At 44.9% G+C, this 256-nt stretch carries 1 protein-coding gene; it reads left to right on the top strand.

Going from position 1 to position 256, the window contains the following annotated elements; all coding sequences use genetic code 11:
• The coding region (locus GFU89_RS23275; RefSeq protein WP_318849390.1) for a condensation domain-containing protein at positions 1–256 on the top strand (256 nt) is incomplete at both ends.

A 256-nucleotide genomic window follows, 5' to 3' on the forward strand; every position in this document is an offset into this window, starting at 1 on the left:
ACGTTTTGAAGGTGATGATAGCTTCCATATGCTTTTGGATAAAGTCAAGGCCACTGTTTTTGCCGGCCTTGAACACCAGGATTACCCATTTGATGAGCTTGTAGAATCCCTGTCGCTTGCAACAGATCTGAGCCGCAATCCTTTGTTTGATGTGATGGTGATCCTTCAAAACGCAGATATTGGTAATAACCAGTCAGTAGAGGGTATGCAGGGACTAAATTTCAGCAGTTCCGATGCTGCCTTTCTGGGGAGTGTT

Source organism: Chryseobacterium sp. JV558, assembly GCF_033712365.1.
GTDB lineage: Bacteria > Bacteroidota > Bacteroidia > Flavobacteriales > Weeksellaceae > Chryseobacterium.